Origin of the sequence: Buttiauxella warmboldiae (genome assembly GCF_003818135.1) — a bacterium.
GTDB lineage: Bacteria > Pseudomonadota > Gammaproteobacteria > Enterobacterales > Enterobacteriaceae > Buttiauxella > Buttiauxella warmboldiae.
Map to the genome: position 1 here is coordinate 12863 of NZ_RPOH01000010.1, position 20918 is coordinate 33780.

Annotated in this window: 16 protein-coding genes; 9 read left to right on the top strand and 7 right to left on the bottom strand. The window is 50.1% G+C overall.

Translation table 11 applies throughout. The features are described from left to right. Window positions 1-4: 4 nt before the first annotated feature. Together EHN07_RS03045 and EHN07_RS03050 are read left to right on the top strand one after the other, a co-directional pair. Complete coding sequence (locus tag EHN07_RS03045; RefSeq protein WP_124022884.1) at window positions 5-457, top strand: beta-galactosidase subunit beta; 453 nt, start codon at window positions 5-7, stop codon at window positions 455-457. A 79-nt stretch (window positions 458-536) separates the two neighbouring features. Next, window positions 537-2021, top strand: coding sequence for an amino acid permease (locus EHN07_RS03050; RefSeq protein ID WP_124022731.1), 1485 nt, complete (start codon window positions 537-539; stop codon window positions 2019-2021). 42 nt (window positions 2022-2063) lie between these two features. On the opposite strand, the gene EHN07_RS03055 is transcribed toward EHN07_RS03050, so the two are convergent. Beyond that, window positions 2064-4241, bottom strand: a complete 2178-nt coding sequence (locus tag EHN07_RS03055) for a TonB-dependent siderophore receptor (RefSeq protein ID WP_124022732.1) — start codon at window positions 4239-4241, stop codon at window positions 2064-2066. A gap of 256 nt (window positions 4242-4497) precedes the next feature. After that, window positions 4498-6210, bottom strand: a complete 1713-nt coding sequence (locus tag EHN07_RS03060; RefSeq protein WP_124022733.1) for an alpha,alpha-trehalase — start codon at window positions 6208-6210, stop codon at window positions 4498-4500. A gap of 502 nt (window positions 6211-6712) precedes the next feature. Between EHN07_RS03060 and EHN07_RS03065 the strand changes: the two genes are divergently transcribed. The 4 genes from EHN07_RS03065 to EHN07_RS03080 all read left to right on the top strand — a co-directional run bounded on the left by EHN07_RS03065 (window position 6713) and on the right by EHN07_RS03080 (window position 11350). Further along, entirely contained in the window at window positions 6713-8431 is a 1719-nt protein-coding gene (locus tag EHN07_RS03065) for an IlvD/Edd family dehydratase (RefSeq protein WP_124022734.1), read from the top strand. Window positions 8432-8451: 20 nt separating this feature from the next. Beyond that, the gene (locus EHN07_RS03070) at window positions 8452-9144 is read left to right on the top strand and encodes an RraA family protein (protein WP_124022735.1); all 693 of its coding nucleotides are present in this window, start codon (window positions 8452-8454) and stop codon (window positions 9142-9144) included. A 33-nt stretch (window positions 9145-9177) separates the two neighbouring features. Then, complete coding sequence (locus EHN07_RS03075; RefSeq protein ID WP_124022736.1) at window positions 9178-10509, top strand: MFS transporter; 1332 nt, start codon at window positions 9178-9180, stop codon at window positions 10507-10509. 94 nt (window positions 10510-10603) lie between these two features. Beyond that, window positions 10604-11350, top strand: coding sequence for an IclR family transcriptional regulator (locus tag EHN07_RS03080; RefSeq protein WP_124022737.1), 747 nt, complete (start codon window positions 10604-10606; stop codon window positions 11348-11350). 20 nt (window positions 11351-11370) lie between these two features. On the opposite strand, the gene EHN07_RS03085 is transcribed toward EHN07_RS03080, so the two are convergent. Genes EHN07_RS03085 through EHN07_RS03095 form a run of 3 tightly spaced genes read right to left on the bottom strand, consistent with a single transcriptional unit; the run spans window position 11371 to window position 14284 of the window. Continuing rightward, the gene (locus EHN07_RS03085; protein WP_124022738.1) at window positions 11371-12747 is read right to left on the bottom strand and encodes a serine/threonine protein kinase; all 1377 of its coding nucleotides are present in this window, start codon (window positions 12745-12747) and stop codon (window positions 11371-11373) included. 40 nt (window positions 12748-12787) lie between these two features. Beyond that, complete coding sequence (locus EHN07_RS03090; protein ID WP_124022739.1) at window positions 12788-13738, bottom strand: hypothetical protein; 951 nt, start codon at window positions 13736-13738, stop codon at window positions 12788-12790. 51 nt (window positions 13739-13789) lie between these two features. After that, on the bottom strand, window positions 13790-14284 hold the full coding sequence (locus tag EHN07_RS03095; protein ID WP_124022740.1) for an SH3 domain-containing protein: 495 nt from the start codon (window positions 14282-14284) through the stop codon (window positions 13790-13792). A gap of 293 nt (window positions 14285-14577) precedes the next feature. Between EHN07_RS03095 and EHN07_RS03100 the strand changes: the two genes are divergently transcribed. Together EHN07_RS03100 and EHN07_RS03105 are read left to right on the top strand one after the other, a co-directional pair. After that, a complete protein-coding gene (locus tag EHN07_RS03100) occupies window positions 14578-16446 on the top strand; it encodes a DUF294 nucleotidyltransferase-like domain-containing protein (RefSeq protein WP_124022741.1) in 1869 nt (622 codons plus the stop codon). After that, a complete protein-coding gene (locus tag EHN07_RS03105; protein ID WP_124022742.1) occupies window positions 16446-17159 on the top strand; it encodes an exonuclease domain-containing protein in 714 nt (237 codons plus the stop codon). Before EHN07_RS03100 ends, EHN07_RS03105 begins: the two co-directional genes overlap by 1 nt. A gap of 106 nt (window positions 17160-17265) precedes the next feature. On the opposite strand, the gene zinT is transcribed toward EHN07_RS03105, so the two are convergent. Both zinT and pdxR read right to left on the bottom strand, forming a co-directional pair. After that, complete coding sequence (zinT, locus tag EHN07_RS03110) at window positions 17266-17913, bottom strand: metal-binding protein ZinT (RefSeq protein WP_124022743.1); 648 nt, start codon at window positions 17911-17913, stop codon at window positions 17266-17268. Between the two features lie 156 nt (window positions 17914-18069). Then, window positions 18070-19539 carry a MocR-like pyridoxine biosynthesis transcription factor PdxR gene (gene pdxR / locus EHN07_RS03115; RefSeq protein ID WP_124022744.1) on the bottom strand — a complete coding sequence of 490 codons (1470 nt, stop codon included), beginning with the start codon at window positions 19537-19539 and terminating at the stop codon, window positions 18070-18072. A 110-nt stretch (window positions 19540-19649) separates the two neighbouring features. Between pdxR and puuE the strand changes: the two genes are divergently transcribed. After that, window positions 19650-20915 carry a 4-aminobutyrate transaminase gene (gene puuE, locus EHN07_RS03120; protein WP_124022745.1) on the top strand — a complete coding sequence of 422 codons (1266 nt, stop codon included), beginning with the start codon at window positions 19650-19652 and terminating at the stop codon, window positions 20913-20915. Window positions 20916-20918: the final 3 nt, after the last annotated feature.

Consider the following 20918-nt stretch of genomic DNA (forward strand, 5'->3'; position numbering starts at 1 on the left):
CGCCATGATTATTTTAAATACCTTAGAAGATTTTCAGAACATTTATCGGATGGGGAAAAAATGGCAACGCTGTATCGAAGCCATTAATAACCTTGGCAATATTAAGCCCACTGTTTTTCATTCCATTGGGGATTCACTGGTTTATCGTCTTGCTGAAGGCGAAACATCCCACCCGGAATTATTTGAAGGCAACCGCCGTTATTTCGACGTGTATTATTATCTGCACGGTGAGGAAGTTATTGAAATTGCTGAGAAAAAGAAATTAACACCCGAAATTGCCTATCGCGATGAGAGCGACCGTGAATTTTTTAGCGGGCAGGGTGTGGTTTACCCTCTCAAGGCAGGCAACGTTGTCATCTGTGAAAACCATGAGGCGCACCGCTTTTCACAAAGTAAAGACGTCAGAAAAGTGATTTTAAAAGTGACGGTAGAAGAAACCTATTTCCTGAATAAATAACCTTCCCGCACCCTGAATGATGAACATCGCCGGGGTGCGATAAATAAAATAATAAAACCCTACACAATATGGAGTTCATATGGCTTCAACCAACAGAAACACCATAGGCAAGTTTGGATTATTAGCCATGACGTTTGCGGCGGTATTTAGCTTCAATAACGTGATTAACAATAATATCCAGCTTGGCATCGCCTCGGCCCCGGTTTTCCTGATAGCAACGCTGATTTACTTTATTCCATTCTGTTTAATCATTGCGGAATTTGTCTCGCTAAACCGCAATTCAGAAGCCGGCGTTTACGCATGGGTAAAAAGCGCGCTCGGAGGCCGTTGGGCGTTTATTACCGCCTACACCTACTGGTTTGTGAACCTGTTTTTCTTCACCGCGTTACTGCCAAGGGTCATTGCTTACGCATCCTATGCATTTCTCGGTTATGACTATATTTTCACGCCGTTAACCACGGCAATCATCAGTATTTGCCTGTTTGCGTTTTCGACCTGGGTTTCTAACCATGGTGCGAAACTTTTGGGCCCCATGACATCGGTAACTTCAACTTTGATGCTATTGCTGACTTTCTCCTACATTATTCTGGCAGGGGCGGCGGTCATTGGCGGGGTGGAACCGGCAGACCCGATTAACGTAGAGGCGATTACGCCGCAGTTTAGCTGGGCATTCTTAGGGATTATCGCGTGGATTTTTCAGGCTGCGGGGGGCGCGGAGTCGGTGGCGGTGTATGTCAACGACGTCAAGGGGGGCAGCAAGGCGTTTGTTAAAGTCATCATTCTTTCGGGGCTGTTTATCGGCGGCCTGTATACCGTTTCATCGTTATTGATTAACGTCTTTGTCCACAAAGCTGACCTGCACTACACCGGGGGGACGGTTCAGGTGTTTGAAGGGCTGGCGCACCATTTTGGCCTGCCTGCGGTGCTGATGAATCGCTTTGTGGGGATTGTTTCCTTTACCGCGATGTTTGGCTCGCTGCTGATGTGGACGGCAGCGCCGGTGAAAATCTTCTTTACTGAAATCCCGAAAGGTATTTTTGGCGAAAAAACCGTGCGCCTGAACCAGCATGGCGTTCCGACTCGTGCCGCCTGGATTCAGTTTCTGATCGTCATTCCTTTAATGCTTATCCCAACCGTCGGCTCCGGCAGCGTGCAGGAATTAATGAATACGCTGATTAATATGACGGCCGCGGCATCCATGTTGCCGCCGCTGTTTATCATGCTGGCTTATCTGAACCTGCGTCTGAAATATGATGAAGTCAATCGCGATTTCCGCATGGGGTCACGGATGCAGGGGATCGCTATTGTCAGCGTGCTGATTATGATTTTCACCGTTGGTTTTATTGCCTCGACCTTCCCGACAGGGGCAAGCATCATGACCATCGTCTTTTATAACGTTGGCGGCCTGGTGATTTTCCTCGGCTACGCCTGGTGGAAATACAATAAATATGAGAAGACGCTGGATAAAGCCGGGCATTATGAAGCCGATACGCCACTGGCAAAAATTGCGCTGGAACAGCAGGGGAGTCGGCACATTGCTGAGATAAGGCAGCCAGGCGTTTAAGGTTATCCAAAGAAACGGCCCCGCAATGGGGCCGATTACCGCTTAAAAATCATATCCCACGGTTGCCACCACGGAACGTTCTGCGCCCCAGTAGCAGTAACCCGTACCGTAGCAGCCTGCAACATAATCACGGCCAGTCAGGTTGGTGGCGTTAACCTGCACGAAAGCGCCTTTCAGAGCTGGCGTCCATGCGCCCATATCGGCGCGTACCATTGCATCAAGCAGCGTCACAGAGGGAACGCGCAGGGTGTTTTCGTTATCTGCCCATTGTTTGCCAATATAGCGCACGCCCGCGCCCAGGCTGATACCGAAGTCGGCTTTAAACATGCCCCACAGGCTGGCCATTTGCTCCGGTGTGACGTACGGCGTGTTGCCGTTGTTACCATCAATGGCATCCCTGAAACGCACTTTGTTATAAGTATATCCGGCAAGAGTCGAGAAGCGTGGGTTCCACTGCGAGCGGGCTTCCAGCTCAACGCCCTGTGAGTGAACTTTACCCGCAGGCTCATAGTAGCTGCCCTGAACCACACGGTTACCCACATCTTTTTGCGTCAGGTCATACAGCGCCACGGTGTACATATCCGCGGTACCGGCCGGTTGATATTTCACGCCGGCTTCATACTGCTCTGAGGTCGTCGGTTTCAGCAGTTTGCCTTCGGCGTCCGGCAGCACCTGCGGAGTAATAGCCTGGCTGTAACTGATGTATGGAGAGATGCCGTTATTGAACGCGTAGAGCAGCGATGCGCGCCCGCTGAAGTGATCATCTGTACGGTTGTCAGTCACTTCCGTGCCAATAGTCTGGGTTACGATATGGCTTTTGGTCACAATGCGATCGTAACGGCCAGACAGCGTCATATGCCACTGGTCCCACTTCATATCATCCTGTAAGTAGATCCCGCTCTGCTGATACTGGCGTTTGCCCGCTTTGGTGAGCAAGCCCTGGTTAATAGTGGAGTAGGTGGTATCGCGCGGATCGTAATAGTAAAAACCGCCAGCGCCGCCGGATTCACCGGTCCATGGGTTCAGATTGGTGGTGTAAGCGGAGTCATCCGACAGGCGATTGGTGAACTTATGGAATTCACCGCCCAGCACGACTTTGTGTTCAAGAGCGCCGGTCGCGAAATCGGCTTCCAGTTGGTTATCAATGGCATATGCGTCAAGGGATGATGTTTCACCGCTGTAATAACGAGTGAGCTCCTCGTGTGCCGCGTCGGCCCAGCCAATCTGGTAAGCCTGTTTCAGGTTAACGTTGGAGTGAGTGTAGCTGGCGTTAGAACGCAAGGCCCAGACATCATTAAAGCGGTGTGCGAACTCGTAGCTGTAGATCTGCTGGTGGCGCTTGAACTCATCGTTACCGGGTTCGACATCAGAGAAGCCGGTGCTGATTTTTCGCCCGGTGCTGGAATAGAGGCTGCCATCTGCCGGAACGGAGCCGTGGAAGCCGCCAGAGGGATCTTTTTCCAGATACGCACGCAGCAGCAGCGAGGTGTTTTCGTCAGGCTGCCACAGCAGGGACGGCGAGATGGCATAGCGTTCTTCGCGCGTTTTTTCATATTGGGTGTCGGTATTTTTGGTCATACCGATGATGCGATACGCCCATTCGTCGTTAATCGCATTGGTATAGTCAAACGTCGTGCCGTTGGTGTTGTGATTTCCGTAGATTGCGCGTACGTGGCCCTCCGCGATGAACTGCGGGCGTTTCGAGGTTTCCATTACCAGACCGCCAGGAATCGTTTGCCCGTAAAGCGCCGAAGACGGCCCTTTGATCACGTCAATACGCTCGAGGAACCACGGGTCAACCTGCACCACGTTGTAGCTGCCGCCGTCGCTCATCAGGCGCAGGCCATCAAGGAAGATGTTATTCACATCCCCGCCGTGGAAACCGCGCAGCGCCACGGTGTCGTAGCGGGTTGCGCCGCCAGCAAAGCCGGTGAATACGCCTGGCGTATAGTTAAGGGCGCTGTTAACGGATAATGCACCCTGGTCATCAATTTGTTGACGCGTCACTACGGAAACAGACTGGCCGGTGGTGATTAACGGCTCATCGGTTTTGGTTGCGCCGCGGCTAATGGTTGTTGCGTATCCCTGAGTCGGGCTGGTGGCGGTTTCAGCCGGAGCGGCGGTCACGACGACGGTATCTTCCGCCATCACGTAAGTTGGCGCGGTTAGAGCAAGCGCGCAGAGTAAAGCGGAGCGCTTTACGGTAAAGGCCAGTTTCATTGAGTTATTTTCCCGAGAAGGTCTTTTGTCATCACCCGAAGCGCCGATCTATGCCAGCAAACCAGATATCCATTCAGGTGATACCACTGCATATAGAAATACGAATTATTATCGTTATTGTTTACTTATTCAATTAAAAAAATTGACTAATCTGGGATTAAAGGCCATGAAAAGATTAATGTTTTTGATGAAGGGGACGGCTGGAAAGGGCTCTCTCCCTCCTCATAAAGCAAGGGAGAGAGCAAGGCTGGGGGGATTATTGCGCCGTTGCCGCGGCCGGTTTTGTGGATTCCGTCACCGGGCCTGGCGTTGCCGAAGGTAATTTATCCGGCGTTGAGTCGCAGGGTTTCTCTTTGCCACATAATAAGTCGAGCATCTTCAGGGTGACGCCGTTGGTCCAGCCAAAGCCGTCCTGCAGAGGATATTCACCGCCGCCACCGCCGGTACCGGTGCTGGATACGTCATACTTCTCAACCAGTTTCTGCTCGCGGTCGTAGGTATGCTGTACGTTGGTCAGGAAGCGCCAGGTGACCTCCATTGCTAAATCTTTATGCCCGTAATTTTGCAGACCTTCGGTTGCCACCCATTGCAACGGAGCCCAGCCGTTAGGCGCATCCCACTGCTGGCCCGTTTTCAGGTTCGTTGTGGCAAGCCCCCCGGCTTTCAGCAGCTGCGCACGGGTAACGGTTGCCATCTTATCCGCGCGCTCCTTTGCCGCGGCATTAACATACAGCGGGAACAGGGCTGCCGCGGTCAATTGCGAACGCACGGCGTGAGTCTTCAGATCGTAATCGGCATACCAGCCCTGTTTTGCATTCCACAAATGGCTTTCCATTGCTTTCTGACGAGCATCCGCCAGCTGCTGGTATTGCGTGGCGGCAGCGTTATCTTTTGCGACGTTGCTGGCGTGGGCCAGCGTTTTCTCCAGCTGGAATAACAGCGCGTTTAAATCCACCGGCACAATAGAGGTGGTACGAATCGAACCAAGCTGTTCCGGGTTATCCATCCAGCGCGAGCTGAAATCCCAGCCGGACGCCGCGGCGGCGCGTAGATCGCGGTAGATCTCCGTCGCCGGGCGATTCGGGTTATTCTTCGCGGTGGTGACATCGTCAAGATATGATTCGGTGCGCGGCGTATCGCGTTCGTCCCAATAGCGGTTCAGGACGGAACCATCTTTGAGTTTCACCACGCGCAAGCTCCCAGCGCCCGGCTGCAGCGTATCGCTACCCTGCATCCAGTAAGCGTACTCTTTTTTCAGCTGTGGTAAATAGGTGGCGTAAGTTGCATCGCCATTGTGGCTGGCAAGCAGCCTGACCATAAAGGCAAAGAACGGCGGCTGCGAGCGGCTCAGATAGTAGCTGCGGTTGCCGTTGGGAATATGCCCCCAGGCATCGATTTCATGGGCGAAGTTATCGACCATATCCTGTATTTTTTCCCAGTGGCCGCTTTGCGCCAGCCCAAGCATGGTGAAATAGCTATCCCAGTAATAAACCTCGCGGAAACGCCCGCCCGGAACAACGTACGGCTTAGGTAGCGGCAGCAAAGAATCCCATTTGCTTACGCTGTCCGTGGTGCGTGTGAGCACCGGCCACAGGCCGTCAATATGTTCGCGCAGCGTTTGTCCTTCAGGAGGCACATACTTTTCACTCTCTTTGGGCAGGATGAAATTCACCTTCACAAAATGGCGTAAGTCGAAGCCGGACTGAGTGCGCTGCATGCGGTAATCCGCAAGGATCATCAGCGGATCGTTTTTCGGCACCGCGTCAGCAAAGGTCTTCTGGTCGGGGAACAATTTTGCCGTCTGGACATCAGTAAACAGCGGCCCAAGCAGCACGTCCGGCGGCTGAGGCTGCGGTTGTAACCCGTCCGCTGCCGAAGCGGGCAGAGTAAAAGTGACGAACGCGCAGCCGAGAGCTATTTGAATCGCAAATAATAAAGTACGAGAACGGCGCAAAACAGGAATGGTCATTTATTTTTCTCCTTGTCAGGTTCGCGTGAAAATTTTCGCGATCAACCCAATGAAAACCTTAGACGATTTTCCGGGCAGTGAAAGGAGAGATGTCGCATCTTGCTATAAAGCAGATGATTTACCGAGATCAAAGCTACGATTTGTAAGGAAAAGCAGTCGCTGAATCTTTATCCTGACTATGTCTGTACTGATGAAATGATAACTACGTCCCAAATATCAATCATTTTAACGGAATCACAGTTTTTATATATGAAAGTTAACATAGAGTAAACCCCAGCATTACGCTGAATAATAAAACTTAATTGTAAGTTACAACAACATGTATAATGCAAGTGGTTTCACATATAAAAGTAAATTCCATAAGGTGATAAAATATCCTCGTTATGATCACGGTTTAACATTAAATACCCGGCGTTTAGATAAATTGACTCGTCATTTCTGATGAATAATATACCAATATTCAAAGCTATTTTGTGTTTAATTAAACTATTCGGTAAAGAAAATGAAAAATCGCAGAAGTCATGAATGGTTTGGTCGAAAAGATAAATCCGGTTTTATTGCCCGTAGCTGGTTAAAGAATCAGGGATTACCGAATGATGTATTTGATGGTCGGCCAGTTATTGGTATATGTAATAGCTGGTCAGAATTAACACCCTGTAATGCTCATTTAAGGGATCTTGCAGAGCATGTAAAAAAAGGGGTGTTAGAAGCAGGGGGGATTGCATTTGAATTTCCGGTGATGTCACTTGGTGAGGCATTAATGAAACCAACGACCATGCTATTCCGTAATTTAGCCAGCATGGATGTTGAAGAATCACTACGTGGAAATCCATTAGATGGCGTGGTTATTCTAGCCAACTGTGACAAAACCACTCCCGCTTGTTTGATGGGGGCTGCAAGTGTTGATATTCCTACGATTGTGGTGAGTGGTGGCCCAATGCTCAACGGTAAACATCAGGGGCAGGATATTGGGTCAGGAACAGATCTCTGGAAGTTTAGCGAAGACCTCCGCGCACAAGTGATTTCTCAGGCCGAGTTTGATGAAACTGAAAATAGTATGTCTCGCAGTCCTGGGGCTTGTAATACGATGGGAACCGCATCAACAATAGCTTGTATGGTGGAAGCACTAGGGTTGTCATTACCTGGTTCAGCTGCCATTCCTGCAGTAGATGCAAATCGCCGTCGCGTTGCCCGTTTATCCGGCAGGCGTATTGTTGAACTGGTAGAACAAGATATAAAACTGTCAGATATTCTTACGCGGCAGGCATTTGAAAATGCAATCATTGTGAATGCAGCAATCGGTGGTTCAACTAATTTTATTCTTCATCTATTAGCGATTGCAGGAAGAATTGGTGTATCGCTAACGTTGGAAGAATTTGATAATCTTAGTCAACATATTCCGTTGTTGGCAAATTTAAAACCATCAGGTAATTATTTAATGGAGGATTTTTATTATGCAGGAGGAGTGCCTGCCGTAGTTAAACAACTCATACATAAATTACATTCTGGTGTAATTCAGATTAATGGCCATACACTTGAGAATAATTATCGAGGAAGTAAGATATACAATAAATATGTCATTAGGCCGTTTAATGATCCACTTCAGGGAAATGCGGGTACTGTAGTTCTTAAGGGTAATTTATGTCCAGATGGAGCAGTGATCAAACCCTCAGCGGCAACACCTGAATTACTTAATCATAAAGCTAAAGCATATGTATTCGAAAATATTGAACAGTATAATTTAGAAATCAATGACCCCGAACTTCCTGTTGATAAAAATACAATTTTAGTTCTTAAGGGGGCAGGCCCTAAAGGTTACCCGGGAATGCCTGAGGTCGGGAACTTCGGGTTGCCAAAAGTCATATTGGATCAAGGTATTAGAGACATGATTCGTATTTCTGATGGCCGCATGTCAGGTACGGCTTTTGGCACGATTGTATTGCATGTTTGTCCTGAATCATCAGTCGGAGGCCCATTGGCCTTCGTACAAACCGGCGATGTTATCGAATTAAGCATCGAAACACGTTGCTTGACTCTCCATATTTCAGATGAGGAGCTATATCACAGAAAGAAAAACTGGACTGCTGTATTACCTTATTTTCCACGTGGCTACGTCAATATGTATATGAATACCGTTCAGCAGGCGAACCTTGGTGCCGATTTGGATTTTCTGGTCGGAAAATCAGGCTACCATATTGATCGTGAACCTCACCCTGAGTAATAAATTTTCTGGAGAAAAGTATGAGTCATTATTGGTCTGGGGATAAAGCTCTGTTTGAACTGGCGAAAGAGAAATTATTTGTTGCATTGGTTGGTGATATATTAGATACGATGGGATTACAAAAACAGTTCCTTAGCCCGAATTTAAAACCTATAGAAAGTAATATGGTTATTATTGGTAGAGCTATGCCCGTTTTAGAAGCTGATTATTTTCAAAGTGAATATTCAGGAAATCACATATTAAGCGCTAAACCTTTTGGTTTGATGTTTCATGCACTGGATGATCTTAAAGCAAATGAAGTTTACATTTGTGTAGGTGGTTCATTACGATATGCTCAATGGGGTGGGTTAATGTCAATGCGTGCTATGCAATGTGGTGCCGCAGGAGCCGTTATCCATGGTTATCATCGTGATACTAACGAAATTTTAAGGCTTGGTTTGCCGGTTGCGTCATTTGGCAGCTATGCACAAGATCAAGGCCCAAGAGGAAAGGTGGTGGATTGGCGTGTCCCTGTTGAACTTGATGGTGTAAAAGTGAAACCTGGCGATGTTATTTATGGTGACCGTGATGGTGTATTAGTTATCCCAGAACAGGCAGTAGATGATGCATTTCATGGTGCGTTTGAAAAAGCAAAAAGCGAAAGCAAAGTATTTTCCGCACTTAAAAATGGTATGAGTACAGTCGAAGCGTTTGATAAGTTCGGTATTATGTGATTCTGATATTTAAAATCATACAGGAATACTATTATGTCCATTTCTAATCATGATATTGAATTGAATATTATAAAAAAGATAAATTTTAGAATAGTGCCGATTATGGTAATGCTTTATATTATCGCCTATATCGATCGGCAAAATATAAGCTTTGCGAAACTTCACATGATAGATAGCTTAGGTTTAAGCGAAACAGCATTTGGATTGGGAGCCTCTTTGTTTTTTATTGGTTATCTGTTCTTTGAAGTTCCAAGTAATATTCTGTTACACAGGCTAGGCGCCAGAGTTTGGTTCGCCAGAATTATGGCAACTTGGGGCGTAATTACCATCATCATGGCATTCACCACCAATATTACAATGTTTTATGTCTTAAGATTTTTAATCGGTGTAGCAGAAGCCGGGTTATATCCAGGGCTGCTTTATTATATAACCAAGTGGTTCCCTTTGAGCTACCGTCCTAAAGTTGTAGGCTATCTTATTATTGCAAGTTTAGGCGCCAATTTACTTGGTGCACCACTTAACGGCATGCTGCTTAGTATCCACGGCACATTAAATTTAGAGGGTTGGCAGTGGATATTTATCGGCACTGGAATTCCTGCTGTTGTTTTTATTCTTCCTGTCTTGTTGTGGTTGCCTGAATCACCTGAAAAAGCGAAATTTTTAGCTGAAGATGAAAAATCGTGGCTGAATCATAAACTTCATTCTGAAGAGATTAAGCATCAGGACAGAAATGTAAATAGTGTACTCAAAACACTGAAAGATAGTCGGGTACTTTTGTTAGCACTGGTATTGGGTTTCATCTCTTTCGGTGCTTATGGGTTAAGTTATTGGATGCCGACAATTGTCAAAGGATTTGGTGCTACGGATATGCAGAACGGGCTGATTAATATGATTCCGTGGTCGATGGCAATTCTATTGCTCATTTGGATGACTCGTAAACCGTCACGTACTGTTGATCCGGTAAAAAACATTGCTATTCCTATGTTTACTTCCGCTATTTTTCTGGCTGGAAGTGCTGCGTTTATTACACTACCTTGGCTGAGTTTTCTGTGTATCACGGTAGTTATAATGGCTATTTTTTCGATACAACCGTGCTTCTGGACACTCACTCGTTTCCTTGGGCATTCAGCAGCAGCTGCAGGTTTGGCGGCAATAAATTCATTGGCAAACTTGGGTGGCTTCTTTGCACAAAATAGTGTGCCAGCGATCAAAGATCTCACCGGAAATAGCAGCTACCCTATGTACTATCTTGGTTTCTGTATGTGCATTGGTGGTATTGTAACATTGTTGGTTATTCGCTACTTACGCAAGCGAGAAACATTAGAGATAAATTTAAACTACTCGGATGCTACCCACCAACATTAGCTTTTAAAACCTATCGTCATTTTTTATGGTGATAGGTTTTACGATAAAAAAGATGTAATTTAATACGCAGATTGTCCAGGGGAATGGCTTTGATATGACGAATAATAAAATTGTATATAAAGCCCCTGCATTGAGTCGAGGCTTACAAGTCATTGATTTTTTGGCACAGAACGGAAAGCCAAAAAGTATGAGTGAGCTGGTATCTGAGTTACACCTTTCATTTAACCAGCTTTATAGAATCATTGCCTGTTTAAAAAATGAAGGTTATTTATATCAGGATGAAAACCGCCATTATTTTTTGACTGATAAAATTGTATTCAAACATCGTTCATTATTTATTGAAAAATTTTCTGCTTCGGAAATTTGTAAAAAGCTAATGAAGGAATTTACCTGGCAGACTAACCAATCTTGCCATTTAGCTGGCTTGCGCGACGATAATTTTTGGGTTTTCTGTCATGCTCACCCAGATTTCTCCCTTTCTATAAGCGCACGTGAAGGGTCAATTCTGAACACTGTTAAATCCAGTTCTGCGCTGCTTTTTTTAGCCTTAGCAAACGACTATGATGCATGGAAACTGATGCGTAGTTATCGTTTAACGCCAGAGCTACGGCTGTTACTCATCGAGCAAATAAATACTATTAGAGAAAAAGGTTACTCGGAGATACAACACGATCGCATTATTGGATTAACATCACTTTCTTTTCCTGTCACGGCAGTCACAGGTTATGCGTTAGCCACTATTACCTGTCCTTATTTTGATCATATCCCTGGTGATTACAGCGAGCTTAAAGAACGTTTACGCCGACTTGGACAAGATTTGAGTCAGCGCCTTAATTCCTGACTACCGCTACTGTTTCCACCTCAGCCCGGCGGGTTAATCAGCCAGGTGCCCGCTTTTTCAACCGTTAACGTCATGCTGCGTGTCTGATTGCTATTGTTCAGAGTAATCTCGTATTTCCCGACCGTTAATTGCAGGAAGCCATAGCCGTTGATGCCGGGCGTGACTTTTACCGTTTTGCCGTTGACCGCCAGGGTTTCGTCGTCGTTCATGCGCACATAAATACGCGCCATAGCTTCGTCGCTGGCAGGAACAACACTTTTCGCGGTGGAAGGCTCGGCTTTCTCTCCCGTGGTGCCTTGTTGTGCTTTCGTGGTTTCTGAAGGCGGACTTGCTGAAAAACGCCCGCCAAAAATCACGGCGCCAATCGCCATGCCGACCAGCAAACTGATGCCGGTCAGCAGCGGTAATTTATAGCGCTTTCTGAACGCAGAACGCGGCGTGACTTCCGCGTCTTCCAGCGCCACCAGCATGGTTCCGGGCTGCCTGAGCGGCGTGCTGCCACTCAGGGAAATATCAGCCAGTGCAGCAAATTCTGCGACAGATTGCGGGCGTTCTTCGGGCTTTAACGCCAGCGCCTGGTCAACCGCCTGCAGCAGGCTGTGGGAATATCCTTCCGGGCGGTTTTTTGCCAGCTTAACGCAAGGGTCCTGAAGGGTGCGGGTAACGCTTGCCGGAGGGCAGGTGCCGGTAATCAGGGTGTAGAGCATCGCGCCGAGCGCGTAGATATCCGTCCATGGGCCGAGCTGGTTTTCCAGATCGTCAGCGTACTGTTCCAGCGCGGCAAAGCCTGGATTAAGCGCCGTTTTGATCTCGTCAGCTTTTTCGCTGTCTGTTCGGCGCGGCGCACCGGCACTGAGCAATAGCGGTGCGCCATTATCCTGAATCTGAACCGTGCGCAGCGACAGGTCGCGATGAATAAATCCTTCGTCATGTAACGTCGCCAGCGCGCTGCACAGCATCGGTAGCATACGGCGTATCCAGGCTTCAGTGACGATTTCGGGCTGCTGCTGTAATTCTGCAAGCGTCATACCGCTGGCATAACGCGTCGCGACATAGGCGGTTTCGTTTTGCGTCCAGAAGCTTAAAACCTGTAACAGATTAGGGTGATTGAACTGAGCCAGCTGGCGCGCCGAGCGTAGAAAACGGTTGATACCGGTGCGGAATGCCTGGCTGTCCTGTTTGCTGCGTAACACCAGCTGCATGTTATCGCTGCGTACCGCCAGCGCTCGCGGCATAAACTCATGAATCGTCACCGGGCGTTCAAGCTGATGATCCCAGGCTTGATAAACCACGCTGGTATGGTTGGACTCAGCCACCTGCTGAATTTCAAATTCGTCAAAGCGGAAACCCGGTGGCAGAGCGTCGGGAAATTCTTGAGGGTAATCTTTATCAGTCATGATGGCCTTTCTCTGCACGAATTCGACGAATGTTCACTTGCTACTTCTGGGCGCGCCAGGCGCCTACCGCTGGATCTCGCAGTTGCGGACGCAGGGAGTCAATTAACAGCAGAGTGATCGAGGTATCCGGGGCAAGCCAGGCTCCCCAGACTTTACGCACCTGATTTAAACGTGCCTGAATGGCTGCCTCATCAACCGTCATTTCACGCGGCATTTCAACCGCCACGGTGCCGCTGGCTTGCCAGCTATTCAGCCTGGCGTTATAGGGCAAAATCATCCAGCTTTGCGGCGCGTGCGCGTTGCTGACCACCATGCGTTCGTTATTGAGGCTGGTGATAAGCAGGCTGTCGGAACTGGCGTCCACGCTTAATCCGCTCACCGGAAAACCATGGACAAAGGTCATCATGGCGCGCTTTTCACCCTCAATTCCGCTCAGAATGATTTCACTGCGGCCGTTGAGCCAGCCGCCTTTTTCACATTTGCCGTTGGGGATAAACATTGCGGAAGCGTTAGCATCGCCCTGCCAGAAGGTGCGCAGGTGGCAGCCATCCTGTAGCGTAAACTCCTGCCACGGCGTGCGGTCAGCCAGCGGCGAGCCTTCATCCGTTCGGGGGATTGCGCTGGGTTCCCCCGATACCACCGGTGCGATAATCACCGCCCAGTCGCTGTTTTTGGTGGCTGTACCGATGGCAAGTGTCCCCCCCTGTGGGTCTTCAAGCCGCCAGCTTACCAGCTGCACCGTGCTGCACTGGCTTTCCAGCAGGGCGCCAAGACGCGGCATAAAGATGTTGAGTACGGAGGGATTTTTGTCGCCGTTGGCGACGATGCGCACGGGGAGTTCGGCTGCACACCAGCTTTGCGGCGTGTTGTTCGGGACATCATCAATCCAGACATCCAGCTTTTGCGAAGGAGACTGAACGATACGGTAGTTCCCAGCCCATACGGTGGTAGAAGCCAGCAGCAGCGCCAGACCCGAAAGCCAGAGTTTCATAGAAGTCCTTGTTAAGCGAACAGTTTAATATAACAACGCGTAACGCTGAAATTAATCAATAATCCACGTGCCGCTATTGGCGTTCTGACAGGCTTTGCTGGCGTTATCTACCGCCACACAGGTGGTTTTCTTCGCCGCTTTGCGTGGACGCGGGCGATCTTTTTTCAGCGTCTGGGCGTACAGCTCGCTTTTAACCAGCGCCCGCATTGGCACATAGCCCAGCATTTCCTGTTTATCCTGCCCGGCAATCGCCAGCCAGTTATCTTCGACCTGGCCCAGCACGGTATAGCTTTGCCCATTCTCAAGGGTATTGATGACTTTGCCGCCAAAGTTCGGCCTGCTCATAATCGACCCTGGGTACAGGGCGCGATAGCTGGCGTTAACAGGGGTGAATTCAGAAGGGGCGGCTACCGCGTAACGGTGTGTCAGCGTGACGCCATTGACTTCGCTGGTCACGATAGTATCGTCCGTCATTGCAGGAGGGGGCGCTTTGCAGCCCACCACGGTAGCAACAACGGCAAGGATCAACAGGTTTCGCAATTTCATCGTAACTTTCCCTGAAAAAATGGTTCAAACCTGGTCGCTGGAAGGGGTGAAAATGGCAAAAAAGAGAGCCAGGAATCTGAAAAATTATTCACATCAATTATACATAGGCACTTCAATTTTACATCGCCTGATTCACAATTCAATGGCGATGTAACTGATTGACATCATTAAATGTTAAGCCGGTCAAGAACAGCGCATGGCATCATGGGGCCACGGCGAAATAGCCTATCTTTCCGGGTTAGCGGTAGCATATATTATAAAACGCAATTTCAACTTTAGGACTAAGCAGGACGATGGAACCGTTATTGCCCAATATCTGCGATTTTATCGCGCATGTTTCACCGCTCAATTCGCTGCCTCTGGAGGCGCAGAATGAGATCGCGCGCTCCATTCGCATCAGCTATCTGGCGGTGGGCGAGACGCTGCCTTTCGATATTGCTGCCGCGGAACGCTATCTCTATATAGTGCGTACCGGGTCGCTAGAACAGCGCTGGAGCGATGGGGTATTGCGGGCGCGTTTGGGGCCGGAAGATCTTTTTGGCTTCACTTTCCTGGAGGGCATTCCGGGCAATCCGCAAGATTGTTACAACGTCACTGCTATCGAAAATACGCTGTTGTACCAGATCCCGCACAGCGTTTTACAATCGATGCTGCAAAAGCACCCACAGTACGCGACGCACTTTTCCATTAATGCCCACGAACGCCTCAATGGTGCGATGGACATCGTCTGGAGCGACGAAGACAAAGGCATGTTTGTGCGTAAAGTTGCCGATCTGGCGGGGGGGACTATCTCGGTGGTGGATGCCGCAACCTCGGTGCAGGAAACGGCGAAACAGATGCGCTGGGTCGATCGCTGCTCAACGGCGGTGGTGATGGAAGATGACAAGATTATTGGCATCATCAGCGACCGGGATATGACGCGCCGGGTGGTCGCCGAAGGTTTTGATATCTCCCGCCCGGTCAGAGATGTGATGACGGTTGACCCGGTTACCGTTTCTTCCACCGACCTGGTGATGCATGCGGTGGCGCTAATGATGCGCCACGGCGTCAGCAGTTTGCCGGTGGTGGACTGCCAGAGGCCCGTTGGCCTGTTAACTGCCTCACATCTGGTGCAGCATCATCGCGTGCAGGCCATTTTCCTGATTGAGCGTATTAACCATTGCCAGTCGGTTGCGGAATTAGCGCTGCTGCAGGTGGAACGCCAGGCGATATTTGAGGCGCTGGTAGAGGGAAATCTGCGCAGCGGCGTGGTGGAGATGGTGATGTCGATGCTGATGGATGCCTTCACCCGTCGCTTAATTGAACTGGCGCTTGTGGAGTTTGGCGAGCCGCCGTGTGAATTCTCATGGATAGTCGCAGGCTCGCATGCGCGCAATGAAGTGCATATTCATTCCGATCAGGATAGCGCGATTATTTTACCCGATAGCGCAGGCCCGGAAGAGCAGCAATGGTTTTTGCGTTTCGCCAGTTTTGTTTGCCAGGGGCTTGATCAATGCGGTTATCCTTTATGCAGCGGTAATTTTATGGCATCCGAGAGCCGCTGGTGCCAGCCGCTATCCATCTGGCAGGCCTGTATCCGCAAATGGGTGACCAACCCGGAATATACGCAGCTGCTGAACGCGACGGTGTTCCTCGAAACGCGCGCCTTTTATGGCAACACCTGGCTGCACGATGCCTTCCAGCAGTCGCTACTCAATGATATTGCCGCACATCCTGGCTTCCTACGTTCGCTGACTCGCGATGCCGCCGGTACCTCGCCACCGCTTGGCATCTTTAACAATCTGGTGCTTGAGAAGAGCGGCAACGACAGTAAGACGCTTAATATCAAACGCTTCGCCCTGACGCTGATTATTGATTTGTCGCGTATTTACGCCCTGGCGGCCGGGTGTAGCGAAACCAGCACCGAAGCCCGTTTCCGCGCGGCTCGTGACAAAGGGTTGATGTCCGCCGGTGGCTGTACCGACATCATTGATGCTTTTCACTTTTTGACCCGCCTGCGTTTTAATCACCAGTTATCGCAGCTGCGCAAAGGGATCGCCCCCGATAACCAGATCGATCCGCGCGAGTTTGGCAGCTTTGAGCGTAAGCACCTGAAGGATGCTTTTCGCATTATCGCCCGCCAGCAGGAGCTGGCGCGCATGCTGTTTGTGAAGGGGCAATAATGGGATTTTTAGCGCGTTTTTTTCCGCCATCGCTGGAAACCCGGTTACAGAACCAGCGCGAGCAGTGGCTCCGGGTGCCGAATCTTAGCCCGGCATTGCAACAGATGCTGGCCGCTCCGTTACCGGATTTCAACGCCGCTATCACCGAGGTTCCGTGGCTGATCTTTGACTTTGAAACCAGCGGGCTGGATGCCGACAGGGATCGGATTTTGTCCATTGGCAGCATCGTGGCGCAACAGGGGCAAATAGGGCTGGCGAGCGCCCGGCACCACTATATTGCGGGTGAACACCCGGTTAATGCCCACAGTGCCGTGGTTAATCACATTACCCCGGAAATGTTACGCAATGGCATTGCCCTGGATGAGGCAATGGAGGCGTTGTTTACGGATCTTCACGCGAAAGTCGCAGTGGTGCACGGCCGAATGGTGGAGCGGGCATTTATCAATGCCTGGCTCTCTTCGCGTTACGGGCGGGAAGATCTACCGCTGCTGTGGGTTGATACGCTTGAGCTGGAGCGGCGTTACCAGCAGGCAGCGCGGCAGATGCAGAATGATTTGCGCCTCTCAAGTATTCGCCGTGATTATCAGCTTCCCGATTATCCGGCGCATCATGCGCTATGCGACGCGGTGGCGACGGCGGAGCTGCTGCTGGCGCAGCTCTATGCGCGCTCTCACGAGCAGGGGCTGCCATTGAAGGCTTTTCTTTGTGAGTGACAGGGCGTATTTCAGCGCCCTGGAAGATTTTGTTTCCGCGGGGATCAAAAATGCCGCAGGTGAACTGCGGCATCAAAGTTGCGCCTGACAGGAATAATATTCTCAATCAGTGAGCAAGCATCTCGTGAACCACCTGCTCTTTACTCAGGGAATACTGATAAAACGTCGGCCAGTTATCCATCTCTTTAAGTAACGAGGCCTGTGAGTCATTGCCCATAAAGATATGGAAATGATCGGACTTGCGTGGGGAGATAATATGGTCGCTGAACTGCACGTATTTTGGGGCCTTTGACTGGCTGTCCCGGCATTCAAACAGGTAGCGCACGCCTTTTTTCCCCGAGGTGTAAGTGAGAATTTTATAACCGGCGTAATCGTAACGGCAGGTATTCACCGTTTTGCCGCTATGGAATTCGATAACGTTATTCTCAATACCAATCATATCAATATCGGTGGCGTAGCCTTTTTTATAATACTCTTTATACTGTGCCGCGGTTTTGCTGCCGTCTTTCTGCGCTTTCTTCTCCATTACCGGATCTAAATCGCCGTTTAGCAGATAAGGATTAACCGACTGCCAGACGCCGTCCCAATCGCTTAACGCACGGTCTTTTACATTTTTATTATCAAATACCCCTTCGCTGGCTTTGCGTTCGATTTCTGTTAAGGGGGCGCCGTGGGAATGGCTGTGCGCCAGTACATTCGCGCTGCTCAGCAGAATGCTCATGCCGAGAACCATGGTGGTAACAGGTGATGTCATGCGTTTCTCCGTGTTCGTTTTTAGTTAACGGAAATGATGTTATAACATAACAATGTTGCGGTTCAAGCCTTTACTTACAGCGGCGGCAGGGAAGTCCGGGTGCTATGAGTTTTTGCGTGCGCAATCAGACCGAGAAGAAATTAGTCTCTTCGATCGCTATTGTTGCTTAATAATATTCGCCAGCCGAATAAACGAAGGCAGCATGTCGCTGTCCTTAATGCTGGCAAAGCCAACTAATAGCCCTTTCGATTTCAGCTGATTAAAGTAATAACGCGATAATGGCCTGACCAGAATGCCTGCGGCATTTGCCTGCCTGGCCATGCTGATGTCATCACTCGCCGCTGGCAATTGAATAATCAGATGCAGCCCGGCGTTGCTATTATAATATCCCAGATATTCCTCCCCCAGATGCAGCTTAATCAGCTCAACGAGCTGGTTACGACGTTTGCTATATAGCTGGCGCATTTTACGAATATGCGCCGCGTAATACCCTGCGGTGATAAATTCGGCCAGCGCCGCCTGAATCAGCTGGTGGCCGCTGCGGTAAAGTTCGTTGTGTACCTTTTTTAGCGGCGCGGCTAAAGGGGGAGGTAACACCACATAACCCAGCCGCAGGGCAGGATAGAGCGTTTTGCTGAAGGTGCCGATGTAAATAACCGGGCTCTCTTCTTCCAGGCCCTGTAAAGCAGGAATCGGCTGGCCGGAGAAGCGAAATTCGCTGTCATAATCGTCTTCGACAATCCAGCTGTGACATTTCCGCGCCTGCGCAAGCAGCTGCTGGCGGCGCGGCAGGCTCATAACGGAACCTAACGGGTATTGGTGTGAAGGGGTGACGAAGATCAGTTTCGGCCTCTCGTGAGATACGGCCTGCGGCACCAGGCCCTGATCGTCCACCGCAAGCGCAGAAATATTTACCGCGTTCATGCGCAGGATATTTTTAATTCCCCAGTAGCCCGGCTCTTCAATCCATGCGCTATCGCCCGGGTTACATAACGTGCGGGTGACTAAATCCAGCGCCTGGTGAATACCTTCGGTAATTAAAATCTGGTCGGTTGAACATTTCACCCCGCGCGCGGTGCGTAAATAATCTGACAGGGCCGACTTTAGCTCCTCCAGCCCTCCTGCGGCATCGTAGGTCAGACAGCGCGGATCCAGACGTCTTGCGATGCGGTCATAAATTTTTTTAAAAGTCCGGTGCGGAAAGCTGTTTACGTCGGGCACGCCGGGGATGAAATCCCCCCATTGCGCAGGGCTTGCGCTGGCGTTCTCCAGCAGTTCAAGAGCGCGTTCAGACAGGCTTGAGCGGTCTTCAGGCGTGGATTTTTGTGCCGCTCTTGCCGCCTGGGTATTGAGATTGTCGAGTACGCTTTCGGTGACAAAGGTGCCGCTGCTGGTGCGCGTTGAGATGTACCCTTCTGCCTGCAGCTGCTCATACACCCGCAGTACGGTATTGCGCGACAGCGTCAGTTCCGTAGCCAAATCGCGCGAAGGAGGCATGCGCGTGGCGGGCCGCAGGCTACCCTCAAGAATGCAGTTGCAGATCGCAACATAGAGTTTCTTATGCAGTTTTTCGCCAGGCGTGAGGCTAAATGCCTGCTTGATCACATCGACGGCAAGTGAACGCATTTGGATCCTAATAATAAAACGATTTGGCACTCGATTCAGGTACCAGATAGTGTCTAAATGGATTTCGTAATTCAACCTGTAAATCAGCTTTGTGTGCGAGGGATAGGAAAATGAGTAATAACGAACTCCATCAACGTCGTCTGGCCGCTACTCCGCGTGGCGTGGGGGTGATGTGCAATTTCTTTGCCCGGACGGCAGAAAACAGCACTATTACGGATGTTGAAGGTAACCAGTATATCGACTTCGCCGCAGGCATTGCGGTGCTGAATACCGGCCACCGCCATCCGCGCCTGGTGCAGGCTATTGAGCAGCAGCTGCACGCCTTTACACACACCGCTTATCAGATAGTCCCTTACGAAAGTTACCTGTCGCTGGCGGAAAAAATTAATGCGGCCGCGCCGATTTTTGGGCCGAAGAAAACGGCATTCTTCACTACCGGTGCCGAAGCGGTTGAGAATGCGGTAAAAATCGCGCGTGCGCATACCGGGCGCCCTGGGGTCATTGCCTTTAGCGGCGGTTTCCACGGCCGCACCTATATGACCATGGCGTTAACCGGCAAAGTATCCCCCTATAAAATTGGTTTTGGCCCCTTCCCGGGTTCGGTCTACCATGCGCCTTATCCTTCAGCGCTGAACGGCATCTCAACTGACGATGCGGTGCAAGCCATTGAGCGCCTGTTTAAATCCGATATTGAAGCCACGCAGGTGGCGGCGATAATCTTCGAGCCGGTACAGGGCGAGGGGGGATTTAATGTCGCGCCTCCTGAGTTTGTGGCGGCTATTCGCCAGATCTGTAATACCCACGGCATCGTGATGATTGCCGATGAAGTGCAAAGTGGTTTTGCCCGTACGGGTAAAATGTTTGCCATGAATCATTACGCCCATCAGCCGGATCTGATGACGATGGCAAAAAGCCTGGCTGGCGGTATGCCGCTGTCAGGCGTGGTAGGCAAAGCAGAGATCATGGATGCGCCAGCACCAGGCGGGCTGGGCGGGACTTACGCCGGTAACCCATTAGCGATTGCGTCAGCTCATGCGGTGCTGGAGGTGATTGCGCAGGAGAAGCTGTGCCAGCGAGCCGCAGCGCTGGGTGAACGTCTGACTCAGAGCTTGCTTGATATCAAAGAAAACTGCCGGTCTTTGGTCGAGATTCGTGGCCTGGGTTCAATGGTGGCGGCTGAGTTTTACGATGCGGCAACGGGCGAGCCTTCCGCGGCTGTCGCACAACAAGTTCAGAAACGCGCCCTGGAGCAAGGGTTGCTGTTACTGACCTGCGGGCAAAACGGCAACGTGATTCGTTTCCTTTACCCGCTTACTATCCCGGATGCTCAGTTTGACCAGGCGTTGAATATTCTCAAAAATGCGACGCGGATGTGAGGC